Origin of the sequence: Marinobacter sp. EhC06 (genome assembly GCF_001650915.1) — a bacterium.
Classification (GTDB): Bacteria; Pseudomonadota; Gammaproteobacteria; order Pseudomonadales; family Oleiphilaceae; genus Marinobacter.
This window is the reverse complement of sequence record NZ_LXYO01000023.1, coordinates 691,051-707,528: the sequence shown is the minus strand read 5'-3', so window position 1 is coordinate 707,528 and position 16,478 is coordinate 691,051. Positions and strand designations below refer to the sequence as shown.

The window sequence follows — 16,478 nt, the reverse complement described above, 5'->3', positions numbered from 1 at the left end:
GCAATGAATGACAACAGCCAAACCCTCTCCTGCGTCATGATTCCCATGAGCGGTCGGCAACTGTTGCTGCCAAACGTCTCGATTGCAGAAGTAGTCGACTACGCCAGCTCTGATGCGGGTGCCAACACACCGGAATGGCTGGTTGGCTACCTGGACTGGCGGGGCCTCCAGCTCCCCGTGATCTCCTACGATGCGGCCAACGGTGGCGCCCTCACCGTTCCAGGCGACAATCGTGGCCGGATTGTTGTGCTCAACACCATCGGAGACCACCATAAGGAAATCCCGTTTATGGCACTGGTCACCCAGGGTATTCCCAGCCAGGCCCGTCTGACCGAGGAACAGGTCAGGAAGCTGGAGGGCGAGCCAGGCCCGGCGGATCTCATGCTGGTTGAGGTAGAGGGCGAGAACGCCTGGATCCCCAACCTGGAATACCTGGAATCCCTGGTTCTCAAATCCCGACACTGACCGGTTTTCCGTTTCATTGCCGGGCATGGCAGACATTCCTGCAAATGTTATAATGTTTCAAATTTTGCAGGATTTCGACCATGTCTGCCCGAGCCATTCCCTATCGGCCCCACAACCACGACGCCTGTGTCAGCCAGGCCCTGACTGACGCACGGGCCATTTGCCAGCGCCAGAATGCCCGTCTCACCCCCATCCGGGAACGGGTGCTGGAACTGATCTGGCAGTCCCATAAGCCCCTGGGTGCCTATGATGTGCTCGGGGAGCTGTCCACCGATGGCCACAACGCGGCCCCGCCAACGGTTTACCGCGCGCTGGATTTCCTTCAACAACACGGCCTGGTGCATCGTATTGCCTCACTCAATGCTTTTATCGGCTGCACCCACGCGGGTGAGAACCACACCGGCATGTTTCTGATCTGTCGCGCCTGCGGCAATGTTCTCGAATTGACTGCACCGTCGGTCTCGACGGAAGTGCGCAAAGCAGCCTCCGAGGAAGGCTTCCGGGCTGAGAACACTACCCTTGAGATAGCCGGCCTTTGCCCCCGTTGCCAGTCGGAGCCGGACCATGAGTGATCCTCTGGTAAGCCTGGAAAATCTCACAGTCCAGTTTGACTCACGGCCTGCGGTTGACCGCGTCAACCTGAAGATCCATCGGGGCGATATCATCACGATTATCGGCCCCAACGGGGCCGGTAAAACCACGCTGATCAAGGCTGTCCTCGGTATCCAGAAAGTGTCCGCAGGCCAGGTGTCGGTGAAAAAGAACCTGGTGATTGGCTACGTGCCACAGCATCTGACTCTTGAGGCCACACTCCCCCTCAGCGTCAAGCGGTTCATGCTGCTCAGCGGGCAGTCGCTCAGCGAATGTGAGTCCGCACTTGCCCGCACCGGTGTCGGCCACCTGTTGCATGCCTCCGTGCACCATCTGTCCGGTGGCGAAAAACAGCGGTTGTTGCTGGCCCGGGCCCTGGCCCGCAAACCGGATCTGCTGGTGCTCGATGAACCCGCTCAAGGGGTCGATATCAACGGTCAGGCGTCGCTGTATGACCTGATTCGCCAGTTGCGGGACGACCTGAATTGCGGTGTCATCATGATCTCCCACGACCTGCATCTGGTTATGGCGGCCACTGACAAGGTGATCTGCCTGAACCAGCATGTCTGCTGCAGCGGTTACCCTGCGGACATCTCCCACGACCCGGCATTTATCGAGACGTTTGGCCGACCTGTGGCCGAATCCCTGGCGGTTTACCACCATCACCATAACCACAGCCACGACCTGCACGGGGATGTGGTGGACAGCGAGTCTCATAACGCTGCAGCTGGACACGGCGGACACACGGAGTGTGATCATGCCCATCATTAACGCCATTCTGGACGATTTCTTCTGGCGCGCCCTGATTGGCGGTCTCGGCGTTGCCCTCGTGGCGGGACCACTGGGTTGTTTCGTGGTCTGGCGAAGAATGGCCTATTTTGGCGATACCCTGGCACACTCGGCGCTGCTGGGCATTGCCCTGAGCTTTCTGATCAGCGTGCCGCTGAACCTTGGGGTGATCATTACCTGCGTGGTCCTGGCCATGGCACTGGTACTGCTGTCCCGAACCAGGACGCTGGCAACGGATACCCTGCTCGGGATTCTGGCCCACAGCGCCCTGGCAATCGGCCTGGTAACGCTAAGTTTCATGCCGGATGTGCGCGTGGACCTGACCGGACTGCTGTTCGGGGATCTTCTTGCCATGAGTCGTGAAGACCTGCTGTGGATATACGGCGGCGCGACACTGATCCTGGCCCTGTTGGCTGTGCTCTGGCGCGGATTGTTGATGAGCACCATTCACGAAGAGTTGGCCCGGGTGGAGGGCGTTGCCGTAGAACGTCTCCGTCTGGTTCTCATGCTGATGTTTTCGCTGGTTATAGCGGTGGCCATGAAAATCGTCGGCGTGCTGCTGATCACCGCATTGCTTATCATTCCCGCGGCAACTGCCAGACGACTGGCCCACAATCCGGAGATCATGGTGGCCATGGCGATCGGGTTCGGGTTTGTTGCGGTAAGCGGCGGCCTGAGTCTGTCCTGGCATCTGGACACACCGGCCGGCCCGTCCGTTGTTGTGACGGCTTTCGCCGTTTTCCTGCTGGTCTACGGCGCAGCCGGCAAAGTCCGGGCCTGAGCATTTCCCTCTATCCCCGGGCTGGACTAGAGTATAGGAGTACAGTCGGTCTGACCCAAGGGTAAAGACCCAGCCGCAAAGGACGCCCGGCATGGAAAGCTCAGCTCCAGCCCGGTTCCGTAGACCGGTACTTTGGCCAGGGCTCTGGATCCCCCTGCTTCTGGTCGCAGCCGGGCTGCTGGTAACCGGAATTACCGCGAATATCGAAGGACGGCGGGCCATGGCCCTGGCTGAGGCCCGTTACTATGCCCAGCATCAGGCCCTGGTCAATCATCTGCTGGCCAACGTGCCGAATCAATCGGAGGCGGGCGATAGCAGCCAGCCCGTATCGGTCTGGCTCCAGGCGTTGTTTAGCGACACTCTCCCCGATTCCCTCGGCCTGCGTATCGATACCCTCGAACGCCACACCAAGATGCCACTGCTGGAAATACGAACCAACGGTTCGGTGGACCCAACGCGGGCACTACGCACTGAAGTGTCACCGCTGGACCAGCATTGGATACTCACCACCGTGCCCTCTCCTGAGGGGCTGGAAGAGGTCGCCCGTGCGGCCGAGCAAACGGTCTGGATAGCCGGTTTCGCGCTGTCCGTCTTCGCTGCCTCTCTTGCCCTGCTACTCAACCGGCGGCTTCATTTGCAGACGCTTCATAACCTTGGCCTGGAACAGCGGGAAATCGGGGCTGACCATCAGATCGCCAACTTTCAGGTCGAGAAGTCGATTTTGCGTCAGGCGCTGAATGACAGCGAACAGCGAAGTCGTGATCTGGTGGCTCTATCCGGAGCCGTGATCTGGGAACTGGATGAAAATGGCAGGATCGGCTTTGTTTCACCACAGATCGCCGAACTTCTGGATCGAGCGCCGGCCGACCTGGTAGGGCAGCCCCTGGAGGAGCTGGTTGCACCGGCCTTTCAGTCCAACTACCGACGGGCCCTGGCGGCCGCTCGCAGTGATCGCACCATTGAGCGGATTGATCTTCCTCTACTCCACCGCAACCAGGAAGCAGAGGTCCCGGTTGTGCTCAGGGTCCGGGCGCTGAAGGACCCGGTCCACGGGCTGTCAGGCTTCAGGATAAGTACACTGCAACGTTTGGCTATCTAGTCTAGCGTTTTGTGAGTGCCATCGCATAAGGGGGCGTTGCCGGTCTGCTTGCACCCGCAGAACCAGACCCACTCTTTCTTTTCCGCCTCGTATTTCACAGGGCTTATACCGGTGCCCTTATGGGAGCCGTCACAGAATGGCTGGCTGCCACTGCGGCCACAGGCACACCAGAAATAGTTCTTTCCTGCCTCCACCATCACAGAGAAAGGTGTCTTGCTGGCAACCAGCGGTTTTTCATCCGACATCATCTGTTCCCCCAAGTCATAACTGTACTGAAACAGTATAGACACTCCTGAAGAAACACCGTCTTTAAAGGGGCCTGACGATATCTGTAAGACGCCCGGTTTCAATAAGCTCCAGAAACTCGTCACCCAGGCGGTCACTTTCGGTAATGGCCGATCGCCAGGCCCGCTCCCGGCCGGCGTCATCACCGACATAGCGCTCAAAATCCTTCCGGTCCGGGAGTTTTCGGTCAGGCAGGGATTCCAGATAGGTTTTTGAGGGTGCAACCAGCAGTACATCCTGTAACCGGGTGGCGTCGCCCCGCCGCCAGGGCAATGACTTGTCGAACCAGCCGGGGACCACCTTATCTGTGAAGTGCGGGTATAGCACCACGCCCGGCTGCTGGTAGGGCAGGTCCAGGTGATAGTCCAAAAGGCCACCGTCACGATAGACCCCTTCAGGCGCGCCGGGAATATTGCGGACACCGGACATAACCAGCGGAATGGAGGCAGAGGCCAGAAGGGCAGGCAGCAGGTTCTCGCGGGATAACGCCACTTCGTGACTGGGGAAATCCACCAGCTTCGCCACGGGCGCTTTGAGGCGGGCGTCGTGGATTATGCCCCGCTCCATAAACCGGCCCAAATGCCGGCGACTGACCATATTGGCGCTGATGGCACTCATCAGACCAAGCCCCAACCGCCCACGCGCATCCTCCGCCAACCTGCCAAGACTGCGAACCACCACAATGTTCAGCCGGTACCAGGGGTGGTTCAGAATGGCGTCTTCCCGACCACCAAGCAGTTCCTCCAGAAACAGCACACTCTTGCGGCTCACTTCCGCAGCACTGACACCTTTGGCAAACCGCTGAGCGGTATAGAGTTCAGCCAGCCGACTGAGCTGGGCTTTCGGGTCATCGGAAGAAGCCACGGCGGCAAATCGCCAGCTTCCAATCGAAGAGCCGATCAGCGATCGCTCCTGCGGCACCCGCGGCAGCCAGTCGCCGAATATGGCCTTGTCCAGGCCACTTATTCCCAGAGCCTTGGGGCCACCGGCAGCACCTGGAATCACGTGTACGTCTTCCGGTGACAACGGTTTTTCCTTGAGGCGCTGCAAAGCGCGACGGCCGGCCCGGATCGTCAGGGCCGGTTCTCGGGTGTGAATAGCTGTCATAGGGTGGTCCCTGGGCGTGTCCCTGAATTGTTCTCGCGGAGTTTAGCGAAGTGGACAGGGCCCGGCCAACTGAACAAAACTAATGGTGGTCATAAACGACGCTATCTGCTTAATTAGAGAAATGGCCATGCTAGACTTCAAGACGGTCCCGGCACAGGACGCGGGCGGATAAGACTCAGACAGCGGGAGTATGCTGTGAATTTTTCGGTACCACCCTCTACCCTTGCAACCAACCCGACCCTCGCGGTGCTGGGTTTCAAACGCCAGTTGGTCTATCACCTCCATTTCTGGGCCTTTATTGCGGTAGCACCCCTGGTGATGGTGCAGTGGCAGCAATCCCATTATCTGCTGTCATCCGTGCTGGTTCTCTTTTGTGTCAATGCCCTGCTGGTCATCGCTTTTCTGAGGTTCCGCGGCACCTATTTTCTCAAAGGCCGACTGTTCCCCCTGCTCGCGGTGGTCAGTGCTGCCTATTCCACGCACATCAATGGCCACGCCGGCCTCTACTGGGCCTACCCTGCCGCCACGGCCCTGTTTTTCCTGTTGCCGCTGAGAGAAGCAATCGGCAGCAACATCATCTTTGTGGTGGTTATGGCTGTCGTGTCCTTCCTGCGCTTTCCTGAAGCCGACTTTTGGCGAATCACGTTTTCCCTTGGCCTGACCTGCCTGTTTGCCATGATTTTTGCCTTCCTGGTGGGCAAACTTCAGCAGGAGCTCACTCGCCTGGCTACCACGGATCCATTGACCGGTTGCCTGAACCGGTCACAGCTTGCCGACATTCTCAACGGCCAGATTCAGATGCGGGAGCGGTATGAGCGGGTATCCAGCCTGATTTTGCTGGATCTGGACTACTTCAAGACGATTAACGATCAGTGGGGCCATCTGGCCGGTGACAAGGTTCTCACGGAAATGGCGCTGCGTTTGCGCAAACGATTGAGGGAAAGTGATCAGTTGTTCCGGATCGGCGGCGAGGAGTTCATGATTGTCCTGCCGGAAACCCGCCAGAAAGATGCCGATGCGCTGGCCCACCAGCTTCTGACCAGCATCAGTGCCCGGCCCTTCCTGGAAGACATCAAGGTGACGGCCAGTGCCAGTGTCGCGGAAGTCAGCAAGGGGGAAACCTGGTCGGTCTGGCTGAACCGGGCGGATCAGGCGCTGTACGAAGCGAAGTCCCGGGGGCGCAACCAGGTGGTCAATGCCGCTCGGCCGCTCCCGGTTGTGGGACGGGGTGCCGACGACATGCCCGATTCTGCGTCGGGTTGAAGCTTAGTACCTGCCTCGCTTACTGATCGCAGCGCTTACGAAACTCCCGGTAGGCGCTGAAAACCTCCCAGGGGCACTCGAAATGCGGGTAGTGCCCGATATTCCTCAGAGTGACTACGTCGCCATCAGGTATCAGTTCGCGGTACCGACGTGCCATGCCGGCTCCGGAGACAGGATCGGCCGTACCGGAGATAAGGCGCATCGGTTGAGTCGCCTTCTGCAACGCACCAACCCAACGGTTCCGGTGACAACGGCGCTCTTCCATAAACTGGATCAGGTGGTGCAGGATGCCTCGCCCGTTGTTGTAGGTCAGCAGATGCCAGAAGTCCTCCATGTCCTGACGGTCCGGCGGATTCTGGCTGCCGAATAAGCGGCGGAAGTTGCGCTCGAAACTGCGTCGGGTCAGGCCTCGACTGATCAAACCGCCAAAGGGGCTTCTCAACAGCTTCTGAATCAGCAACGGATTGTGGACTTCCGGGAAAAGGGCACCATTGAGAAAGCAGACACTGGCAATCCGGAAAGGCAGCCCGCCTTCCTGCTCACGGGCCAGGAGCTCCTGGGCCACACTGCAACCATAGTCATGGACCAGCAGGTGCACCGACGGCAGGCTCAGCCCCTCAATCCAGCCCTGAAACAGGTCGGCCTGGTCTTCGATGCTGTAATCGTAGTTGGAGGGCTTATCTGAAAAACCGAATCCCAGCATATCCAGAGTCAGCACATTGTGCTGCTGAACAAGCATCGGCCAGAGGCGGTTCCAGTCCCAGCTCGCGGTAGGAAAACCGTGAATCAGGACCAGCGGTTCTCCCGTACCTGCCATCCGGCTGAAAATGGCATGCCCCTCGAAACTGAACCACTTACCTCCCTGTTGCCACCCTTCAAGGGTGCCTTCTTCGCGCCCTGCGGCGGAAATCCCACCGACGGTGGGCATCACCTCTTCCATGTATTGTCCCCGGCGAACATTTGCAGCCTGAAACTGTAGAACAAAGCAGTCCCCACTGCCATAGCCCTATCGCCCAAACCGCAGGGCGAGGCAGCCAAAGTGGTCTTTTCCGGCAATGACTCCGTAAACCGTAGAGATGGTGGGCAAATTGCCTTAAGCTTTGGCCCTCGTAAGACACTGCTAACCGGAAAAGACTATGAGCAAACTCCTTGACGACCTCTCCGGGCACTTTCGTGCCATTATCGATGGCCTGGGCGAAGACCCGGACCGCGAGGGTCTGCAAGACACTCCAATGCGCGCCGCCAAGGCCATGCAGTTCCTCACGTGCGGTTACAAGCAGGACCTGGGCGACCTGGTGAACAATGCGGTATTCGAGTCGGCCATGGACGAAATGGTCGTGGTCCAGGACATCGAGCTTTACAGCATGTGTGAACACCATATGTTGCCGTTCATCGGCAAGTGCCACATCGCCTATCTGCCCCAGGGCAAGGTGCTGGGTCTGTCCAAATTCGCCCGCATCGTCGACATGTATGCCCGCCGCCTGCAAATCCAGGAAAACCTGACCCGGCAGATTGCCGAAGCAATCGAGAGCGTCACCGGCGCGAAGGGCGTGGCGGTGGTTATCGAGGCCCAACATATGTGCATGATGATGAGAGGCGTGGAAAAACAGAATTCCCGCATGAAGACGTCGATGATGCTGGGGCAGTTCCGTAAATCCCAGGCTACTCGCACCGAGTTTCTGACTCTGATCAGTACCAATCGCTGAAGCACCTGACCCTAGGGAGGCCGCATGACAGACGTCCACGGGAACCACCTGGCAAAAGTCCGTATCAAGGATCTTCTCCTGAGAGCCTACATCGGCATAAAGGAAGAGGAAATCAACAACCAGCAGGATGTGTTGATCAACGTTGCGCTGACCTACGATGCTTCTGAAGCGGTAAACCGGAATGAAATTTCAGCCGCCCTCAACTATCGCACCATTACCAAGCAAATCATCCATCATGTGGATGGCAACCGGTTCGCACTACTCGAACGACTCACCCACGAGGTCCTGACCATCGTGATGGAGCATGAGGCAGTGCAATGGGCCGAAGTGGAAATCGACAAGCCTCACGCGCTACGCTACGCGGAATCCGTGTCTGTCTGTCTTCAGGCACACCGTTAATTCAGCGAGGTTTCCCCAGCATTATGCCCAGCAATACCCCGGACCAGATGCGTGACATCCTGACGACGGTCAGGACCATTGCCCTTGTTGGCGCCAGTGAGAAGACCAGCCGGCCTTCCCACGAGGTCATGGAATTCCTTCAGGACCAGGGCTACCGAATCCTCCCGGTCAATCCACGTCTGGCAGGCCAGAAGGTGCTTGGCGAAACCGTTTACGCCGATCTGCATAGCTTGCCGGAACCGGTGGACATGGTTGATCTGTTCCTGGCACCAGAACGCACCGATGCGATCATTGATCAGGCCATCGATCTCAACATCCCGGTAGTGTGGCTGCAGATTGGTGTTATCAATGAGGAAGGTGCTGCTCGGGCAGAGGCAGCGGGGCTGACGGTGGTGATGGATCGTTGTCCAAAGCAGGAAATCCCCCGCCTGGGTATCCCCGGGGTTTCTTAACACCCCTGAAACCTGACCTGAATCAGGAACTGCGTCACACTTCCGGCACTCTTCTGTAACGGGCCTTTCAGGTCTGACATAATCACCGGACATATACAGAAGACTGGTAGAGCCATGTGGTTCCGACGTAAATCCAGCAAACAACACCGACACTCAGTCTCGGCGCCATCGGCGCTGCCTACCGATTGTGACGACGCTGTCTCCACCCTCCAGCGGGTGAGATTGCCGGTGGACCTTCTTCAGCCGGGCATGCGCATTGTCAGCCTGGACAGGCCCTGGACCCAGGTACCGGTTCTGTTTCAGGGGTTCACCCTGACCGACGATAACCAGGCGCAGATTCTGCGGCAGTACTGTGAATGGGTATTGGTGGAGGATGAGGAAGAGCGCCTGAACCCGGTGCTCGATCAGATTTCGGTACTCAAGCGTCGCACCAACGAACCGCTCCCGGAAACCCGTTCGCTGCAACAGGAACTGCCCAGGGCGCAGGCGACCTGGAGCCGGACCCAGGCCTTTGTGGAAGAGGTCACCCGACGGATTGAGGCCGGCAACGACCTTAATCTCGAGAGCGCCCGCCCCATCATTCGGGAATGCGTGGACAGTGTGAAAGCCAATGCCAGCGCCATGTTCTGGATGAGCCGCATAAAATCCCGGGATGCCTACACCGCCGAACACTGTCTCAGGGTGGCTATTTTCTGTGTCGCCTTTGCCCGTTTCCTGGGGATGCCGGATGAAGATCTGGAAACCGTCGGCATGTGCGGACTGCTGCACGACCTTGGCAAATTGAAGGTACCGGACGAGATCCTCAACAAGCCCGGCGCGTTAACGCCTGAAGAGCACGGCATCATGCGTCAGCACACCACCCTGGGGTACGAATTGCTGAGTGCCGATCCGCACCTTGATCCGATCATCAGTGATGTATCCTGTCACCACCACGAGCGCATCGATGGCCGTGGCTACCCGAAACAACTGGCAGAGTGGCAGATCAGCCGGTTCGCCCGCCTGGTTTCCATTGTTGATGCCTTCGACGCCATTACCAGCGACCGATGCTACCGGGACGGACTTCCGGCTTCCGATGCTATCCGCATCCTCTTCAGGAACCGCGGCCAGCAGTTCGATGCCACCATGGTGGAAGCATTCATACGAATGATCGGTGTGTACCCGCCGGGCAGTCTGGTAGAACTGTCCACGGGCGAAGTAGCAATCGTGGTGGCGACGCACCCGGGACGAAAGCTGAAACCCAGGGTGGAGGTGTTGCTCGATGGCGACAAGCAACCAGTGCCACCCCGGATCATGGATCTTGGATCGGCTGGTTCTGAGACTGGTCAGGCTGCACCGGATATTGCCCGGCCACTGCCCGACGGTGCCTTTGGAGTCTCACTTCGGGACCGAATCAAGCAACTGATGGCGGTAGCCGATACAAATGCCTCATAATTGCGTGGGCGTTGCCAACAGTCTGGCACCACCGTTTCAAGTCACGGAGTAACCTGTGGAACAACCTGTATCACCCCCCAAAGCTGTTGTTTCGGGCCTCTTGAGCCCGGCGTTTCCGGTGGTGATTTTCCTGGTTTTTCTGGGCCTGGCAGCCGGCCTGCGCTACGGACTGGTTCAACAGGACAAAAGTCAGATCGAAGCAAATCTGGCCAATGAAGCAAGGGCCATGGCCAACCACCTGGAGCGGGAGTTCCGGGTCCACGCCGAGGCGATCCGGCGCATGGCCAAACGCCTTGAGGCAGACCCGGCCAAAACCGAACAGGAGTGGCGGAGGGATGCCCGCAACTACCTCGACGACTTCGGCGTTTACCAGGCCATCGAATGGATTGACTCCGATTTCATTATCCGCTGGCTGGAACCAATAACCGACAACGAAGAGGTCATCGGCTACAACGTCGCCTTCAACGAGGAGCGCCGCCAGGCACTGGAACTGGCAAAACAGTCAGGCACCTGGGATCTTTCCGGTGTGATCGATTTGCGCCAGGGCGGCAAGGGCATGGTGATTTATGCACCGGTGGGTGCCGGCCCTGAAAACAATGGCTTCATGGCTGGCGTGTTCCGGATGGAGGTGCTGGCCCGCCAGCTCCTCACCGAACGGGTTCTGGAATCGTTCCGGATTGAAATCCGCGAAGCCGGCGAAGTGACCTATGAACTGAATGTGTCGCAGCCGGTCAATAGCGAATTCACTAAAAGCCAGGCCGTTAATCTACCAACACTCGATTGGACATTGACGCTGCGCCCGTCCGTCGGATGGGTCGAACGCCAATACAGCAACTGGCCGGCCCTTACCTTTACCACGTTCCTGTTGATGGGCCTTCTGACCAGCCTGACCACGCTGCTGGTACAGCTCATTCTGAAACGCAACCGCGCGTTGCTGAAGACCCGCCGGGAACTGGATCAGGAAATCGAACAGCGCACCGCGATCCAGAAGGATCTGGCGCGGCTGGAATCCACCGACACCCTCACCGGCCTGGCGAACCGTCGGTTCTTCATGGAAGACCTGTCTCACACCCTGAACATTGCGGATCGCCAGATGCGCCAGGTTGCCCTGGTAATGCTGGACCTCGACCGGTTCCAGACGCTGAATGACTCGCTTGGCCACCAGTTCGGGGATGAGCTGCTGATCAAGGTGTCCGAGCGGCTGAACCGTCTGAGTAACGAACGGCTGCTGGTGGCCTACTCCGGAGGCGATGAGTTCATGTTCTGCCAGCAGCAGGTAGACGACATTGACGACATCATTCACCTGCTCGGCCAGATCAAACAGTGCTTTGACCAGCCCTACGACGTTCAGGGGCAGTCCCACAGCATTACCGGCACCATGGGCGTGGCGGTGTATCCCCAGAGCGGTCTGGACGCAGATACGCTGTTGCGCAATGCCGACATTGCCCTGTATCGCGCCAAGGAGCAGGGCCGGAATACCTACCAGTTCTATACCGAAGGCATGCAAGAACGGGAAGTCATGCGCCTGGAGCTGGACAAAGATCTCAGCCAGGCCCTGGCCAACAACGAATTCGTGCTCTTCTACCAGCCTCAGTTGAATCTGGACACCGGTGAAATCCAGAGTGTTGAAGCGCTGATACGCTGGCGCCATCCCCGCCGGGGGCTGCTACCTCCCGTGGAATTCATTCCCCTGGCCGAGGAGAGCGGCCGGATCACCGATATCGGGCGCTGGGTAGTGATGGCCGCCTGTCGGCAGCTGGCGGCGTGGAAAGGCACTCCCCAGGAAGGCCTGCGAATTGCAGTCAATCTCTCGGGCCGGGAGCTGGACGACGAGGATCTGGTGGATCATATCCGGGAAGCGCTGGCCGCAGAGAATGTCCCGGCGGATCGTCTGGAGGTTGAGCTGACCGAGGAGATCTTCATCCAGAATATCGAGCACAATCGCAATCAGCTCTCCCGTCTGCATCAGTTGGGAGTGAACCTGGCTATTGATGACTTTGGTGTCGGTTATTCGTCTCTCGGCTACCTGCGGGATTTCCCGGTCGACCTGTTGAAGATCGACCGCTCGTTCATCACGGAGGTTACGGAACGCCACGACGATGCCGTCATTACCAGGGCGGTAATCAATCTGGCGCACAATCTGGGTATTCAGGTGGTTGCCGAGGGTGTGGAAACCGAGGAGCAACTGAGCTTCCTGAAAAACCAACGCTGCAACTTTGCCCAGGGTTACCTGATCAGCCGGCCGATCCCGGTTTCCGACCTTGAAAAGGCTCTGGCTTCCGGCGTTCTGGTGGCGGGCATTACGGCCGATTCCGGATTGTAATTGCCGCGGCCCGTCCCCAAGATACGGTTAAATCCTTCAGGTGATATTCTATGGCCGCGCAATACCTGACACCGGAGCAGGACGATAAGATTCGCCAGTGGGAACGCTGGAACCGGAACTATTTTATTTTTGCCTTCGTGGCGCTGACCGTCATTCTGGTGTTCAGCAGCCAGCTGGGCTTGTCCAGCGACGAAAGCTGGGGCCCCCTGGGTGTTCTGATCGCCGCCCTGATCACGCCCATCATAGTTCTGCAGCTCAAGCTGGCGTGCCCGGCCTGTGGCCACAAGATTGGCTGGCAGGCAAAGCTGATGGCGCCGGATCAATGCAAGACCTGCGGTACGTTTCTACGCTCGCGGGATTGATAGCCCTCCTTCCATTTTCCCTTCTCAAGAAAACCTTTGACCTGTGAGTTGCTCACAGGTTTTAGTCTATTCTTAATTGGTTTGGAGTTTGCCGTGCTGAGGTGGGTACGGCTTCCGAAAACCGCTGTGAATACGTCCCTGTACGCTTGCTCTGAACCTTCCCTGGTTCAGAGCATTTTCGGAAGCCGTACCCACCTCAACACTCCGCTGACTTCAGTCTCTGGTTCCTGAAGCCATTATCTTTGGCACATTGAGAACAAGGCGATGAAAGTAAAAGAGCTTGCAGAAGCCGCTGGCGTCAACCCGGATACGGTCCGGTTTTACACCCGCGAGAACCTGCTCAAACCGACCCGTAACCCGGACAACAACTACCAGCAGTTCGATGCCGAGGATCTTCGACGGCTTCGGTTTGCCCGTAAGGCGCGGCAGCTGGGATTTTCGTTGCCTGAGATACGACAGATTCTGGATCAGGCGGACGATCATCATTCGCCGTGTCCGATGGTTCGGGATGTGTTTCAGCATCGGTTGGCGGAGGTTGAACGGGAGATTCGGGAGCTGCAGCAGTTACGCAAACGGATGACCACCGCGCTGGCGGCCTGGCAGGACATGCCCGATGGCACGCCGGATGGCCATACCATTTGCCGGCTGATCGAACACTGGGATGATCCGGCGCCCTGTTGCGGGGCAACTGAACAGAACGAGGAGTGATTCTGGATGACTGACACACCTGTTTTACAAACCACTCTCAGCATTTCCGGGGCTTCCTGCCAGGGCTGCGTGAAGAAGATTCGCAGCGCCCTGGAGCCGTTGACTGGTGATGCTGAGCTGGTTGAAGTCGATCTGGAAAAGCAGACCGTGGCTCTGCCGGAGGGCGTGGATGCCGATGAGGCGGCTCGGATCGTTACCGAGACCGGCTACCCGGCCGAGCCTTTCCAGGAAGACGCCGAGCCGGCCAGTTGCTGTTCCTCGGGGAATAAGGATGAGGCCGATACCGCCGGCGACTCGGAAGATCAGGCAACCGAGGCTGATTCTGCTCCGACTGGTTCTGGGGCAATAGCCGGTGCGGACGGGCAGATTCATCTGTCGGTGACCGGTGCTACCTGTTCTTCCTGTGTGAACACCATTGAGAAGGCCCTGATGTCGGTCTCCGGTATCAGCCATTCCCATATGAACCTGGCGGACAATACCGCCACGGCCACGGGTAATGCCGATCCCGAGGCGCTGGTGAAGGCAATTGAAAGTGCCGGTTATGGCGCCAGCGTGATTGAAGACGAGGACGAAGCCGACGCGCGCAAACAGGAGGAAGACCGCAGGCAGTACAAGACGCTGCTGGTGAAGATGGCGGTGAGTCTGGGCCTGGGTCTTGGGCTGATGGTCTGGGGGATGGGCTTCGGCACCATGATGGTGACCGACGCCAATCAGGGCACCTGGCTCGGGCTGGGTGTGCTGACACTGGTCGTGATGGCCGCCACCGGCGGGCATTTTTATACCGGCGCCTGGAAGGCGTTTCGGCACCACAATGCCAACATGGATACCCTGATTGCCCTGGGTACCGGCACCGCCTGGCTTTATTCCATTGTCGTCGCCAGTATTCCTGGCGCGTTGCCGGAGATGGCCCGCCATGTCTACTTTGAGGCCTCGGCGATGATCATCGGCCTGATCAACCTGGGTCAGGCGCTGGAGCTTCGGGCCAAAGGCAAGACATCGGAGGCGGTGCGCCGGTTGCTGGACCTGCGGGCGAAAACCGCGCGGGTGATTCGCGATGGTGAAGAGCAGGACATTCCAGTAGAGGAGGTTCGCAAGGGCGATCACATTCGGGTCAGGCCCGGTGAGAAACTGCCGGTCGACGGCGTGATTGCCGAAGGCTCTACTCGCATTGATGAGAGCATGCTCACGGGTGAGCCCATGCCGGTGAACAAATCCGAAGGCGATGAGGTGTCCGCCGGCACCCTCAATACCCATGGCTCGATTGTCTACGAGGCCACCAGGGTTGGCAGTGACACCGCGCTGGCTCAAATCATCAAGCTGGTGAAAAAAGCCCAGGGCTCGAAGCCTGCCATTGGACGGCTTGCGGACAAGATTTCGTCGGTGTTCGTGCCCACCGTGATGCTGATTGCCGTCGTGGCGGCGCTGGTCTGGTACAACGTCGGTCCGGAACCGGCGGTGGTTCATATGATGGTGGCGGCCACCACGGTGCTGATCATCGCCTGCCCCTGTGCCCTGGGCCTGGCCACGCCGATGTCGGTAATGGTTGGAGTTGGCAAGGCCGCGGAATACGGCGCGCTGATTCGTCAGGGCGATGCCCTGCAGACCGCTGGCAAGCTGGACCTGGTGATACTCGATAAAACCGGCACCATCACCGAAGGTCATCCGGCAGTTACCCGGGTTTATGCCAGCGACGGTGACGAGCAACGCCTGCTGGCCCTCGCGGCAGGGCTGGAACAACACTCCGAACACCCTCTGGCCGAGGCGATTCTGGCGAAGGCCAAAGAAGAAAGCGTTCAGCTGGAGAAGGTGACCGGTTTCGAGGCCCTGAATGGTAAAGGCGTGCAAGGTGAACTCGACGGCAAGCCCGTGCGTCTGGGCAACCGCCGCTGGCTGGAAGACCAGGGCGTTGCTCTGGGCGATCTGGACGATGCCGCCCACTCGATTACCGAAGAAGCCGGCACGCCTCTGTTTCTGACATTGGGCACCGAAGCTCTGGGTGTCATCGGCGTTGCCGATGCCATCAAGCCGGACTCCAAGGCTGCCATCCAGCGCCTCCACAAGGCTGGCATCAAGGTGATGATGGTCACTGGCGATGTCGACGCCACTGCAAAGGCCATCGCGAAAAAAGCCGGCATCGATGACTATCGCGCGGAAGTGCTGCCTGAAGACAAGGCCGAGGTGGTCAGTGAAATGCGTGGCAAGGGCCACATAGTCGCTATGGTCGGCGATGGCATCAACGATGCTCCGGCCCTGGCGGCAGCAGACGTCGGTTTTGCCATCGGCACCGGCACGGATGTGGCCATTGAGAGCGCCGGCATCACTCTGATGCGAGGCTCGCTCCACGGCGTGCCTGATGCCATCGAGATCTCCCGGGCCACGGTGAAAAATATTCACCAAAACCTGTTTGGCGCGTTCGTATACAACACAATGGGTATTCCGGTGGCCGCCGGCCTGCTCTACCCTGTCTGGGGAATACTGATGAGTCCGATACTGGCCGGCGCTGCCATGTCCCTGTCTTCGGTCACCGTGGTCTCCAACGCCAACCGTTTGAGGTTGTTCCGAACCAGTCACCGTCCGGAACGGAACGACAGCAACAGTGATCCGAAACAGCAACAGGAGCGGAACTGATGGAAACAATGCTGGTCAACGTCGGAGGTCTTGCCCTGATGGCAGCCATCGTCTGGTGGTTCTGGCTTTCCGGTTCTGACGACACAGGC

At 58.7% G+C, this 16,478-nt stretch carries 17 protein-coding genes; 14 read left to right on the top strand and 3 right to left on the bottom strand.

Annotated features, from left to right (window positions below; genetic code table 11):
* Positions 1–3 precede the first annotated feature (3 nt).
* The 5 genes from A8B84_RS13125 to A8B84_RS13105 all read left to right on the top strand — a co-directional run bounded on the left by A8B84_RS13125 (position 4) and on the right by A8B84_RS13105 (position 3,725).
* Positions 4–465 (top strand): chemotaxis protein CheW, encoded by a 462-nt coding sequence (locus A8B84_RS13125; protein WP_064229595.1) that lies wholly within the window; start codon positions 4–6, stop codon positions 463–465.
* 80 nt (positions 466–545) lie between these two features.
* A complete protein-coding gene (locus A8B84_RS13120) occupies positions 546–1,037 on the top strand; it encodes a Fur family transcriptional regulator (RefSeq protein WP_064229594.1) in 492 nt (163 codons plus the stop codon).
* Positions 1,030–1,827 carry a zinc ABC transporter ATP-binding protein ZnuC gene (znuC, locus tag A8B84_RS13115; RefSeq protein ID WP_064229593.1) on the top strand — a complete coding sequence of 266 codons (798 nt, stop codon included), beginning with the start codon at positions 1,030–1,032 and terminating at the stop codon, positions 1,825–1,827. Before A8B84_RS13120 ends, znuC begins: the two co-directional genes overlap by 8 nt.
* Positions 1,814–2,626, top strand: coding sequence for a zinc ABC transporter permease subunit ZnuB (znuB, locus tag A8B84_RS13110; RefSeq protein WP_064229592.1), 813 nt, complete (start codon positions 1,814–1,816; stop codon positions 2,624–2,626). The genes znuC and znuB overlap by 14 nt, the downstream gene beginning before the upstream one ends.
* Before the next feature lie 91 nt (positions 2,627–2,717).
* Positions 2,718–3,725, top strand: a complete 1,008-nt coding sequence (locus A8B84_RS13105) for a PAS domain-containing protein (protein WP_064229591.1) — start codon at positions 2,718–2,720, stop codon at positions 3,723–3,725.
* Here A8B84_RS13105 and A8B84_RS13100 read toward each other — a convergent pair.
* On the bottom strand, positions 3,722–3,970 hold the full coding sequence (locus A8B84_RS13100; RefSeq protein ID WP_064230100.1) for a CDGSH iron-sulfur domain-containing protein: 249 nt from the start codon (positions 3,968–3,970) through the stop codon (positions 3,722–3,724). The two genes, A8B84_RS13105 and A8B84_RS13100, sit on opposite strands and share 4 nt — an antisense overlap.
* A 64-nt stretch (positions 3,971–4,034) precedes the next feature.
* The gene (locus A8B84_RS13095; protein WP_064229590.1) at positions 4,035–5,117 is read right to left on the bottom strand and encodes a patatin-like phospholipase family protein; all 1,083 of its coding nucleotides are present in this window, start codon (positions 5,115–5,117) and stop codon (positions 4,035–4,037) included.
* A gap of 195 nt (positions 5,118–5,312) precedes the next feature.
* Between A8B84_RS13095 and A8B84_RS13090 the strand changes: the two genes are divergently transcribed.
* A complete protein-coding gene (locus A8B84_RS13090) occupies positions 5,313–6,380 on the top strand; it encodes a GGDEF domain-containing protein (protein WP_064229589.1) in 1,068 nt (355 codons plus the stop codon).
* Between the two features lie 19 nt (positions 6,381–6,399).
* Here A8B84_RS13090 and A8B84_RS13085 read toward each other — a convergent pair whose 3' ends face one another.
* Positions 6,400–7,320, bottom strand: coding sequence for an alpha/beta fold hydrolase (locus tag A8B84_RS13085; protein ID WP_064229588.1), 921 nt, complete (start codon positions 7,318–7,320; stop codon positions 6,400–6,402).
* Between the two features lie 196 nt (positions 7,321–7,516).
* On the opposite strand from A8B84_RS13085, the gene folE reads away from it, so the two are divergent.
* The 8 genes from folE to A8B84_RS13045 all read left to right on the top strand — a co-directional run bounded on the left by folE (position 7,517) and on the right by A8B84_RS13045 (position 16,389).
* Positions 7,517–8,086, top strand: coding sequence for a GTP cyclohydrolase I FolE (folE, locus tag A8B84_RS13080; protein WP_064229587.1), 570 nt, complete (start codon positions 7,517–7,519; stop codon positions 8,084–8,086).
* A 24-nt stretch (positions 8,087–8,110) separates the two neighbouring features.
* Positions 8,111–8,485, top strand: a complete 375-nt coding sequence (gene folX / locus A8B84_RS13075) for a dihydroneopterin triphosphate 2'-epimerase (protein ID WP_064229586.1) — start codon at positions 8,111–8,113, stop codon at positions 8,483–8,485.
* 23 nt (positions 8,486–8,508) lie between these two features.
* Positions 8,509–8,937 (top strand): CoA-binding protein, encoded by a 429-nt coding sequence (locus A8B84_RS13070; RefSeq protein ID WP_064229585.1) that lies wholly within the window; start codon positions 8,509–8,511, stop codon positions 8,935–8,937.
* Between the two features lie 114 nt (positions 8,938–9,051).
* On the top strand, positions 9,052–10,368 hold the full coding sequence (locus tag A8B84_RS13065; RefSeq protein WP_227512820.1) for an HD-GYP domain-containing protein: 1,317 nt from the start codon (positions 9,052–9,054) through the stop codon (positions 10,366–10,368).
* 55 nt (positions 10,369–10,423) lie between these two features.
* On the top strand, positions 10,424–12,691 hold the full coding sequence (locus tag A8B84_RS13060; RefSeq protein WP_064229584.1) for a putative bifunctional diguanylate cyclase/phosphodiesterase: 2,268 nt from the start codon (positions 10,424–10,426) through the stop codon (positions 12,689–12,691).
* Between the two features lie 50 nt (positions 12,692–12,741).
* Positions 12,742–13,053 (top strand): hypothetical protein, encoded by a 312-nt coding sequence (locus A8B84_RS13055; RefSeq protein ID WP_064229583.1) that lies wholly within the window; start codon positions 12,742–12,744, stop codon positions 13,051–13,053.
* A 264-nt stretch (positions 13,054–13,317) separates the two neighbouring features.
* The gene (locus tag A8B84_RS13050) at positions 13,318–13,761 is read left to right on the top strand and encodes a MerR family transcriptional regulator (protein WP_064229582.1); all 444 of its coding nucleotides are present in this window, start codon (positions 13,318–13,320) and stop codon (positions 13,759–13,761) included.
* A gap of 6 nt (positions 13,762–13,767) precedes the next feature.
* Positions 13,768–16,389 carry a heavy metal translocating P-type ATPase gene (locus A8B84_RS13045; protein WP_064229581.1) on the top strand — a complete coding sequence of 874 codons (2,622 nt, stop codon included), beginning with the start codon at positions 13,768–13,770 and terminating at the stop codon, positions 16,387–16,389.
* The last annotated feature ends 89 nt before the right edge of the window (positions 16,390–16,478 follow it).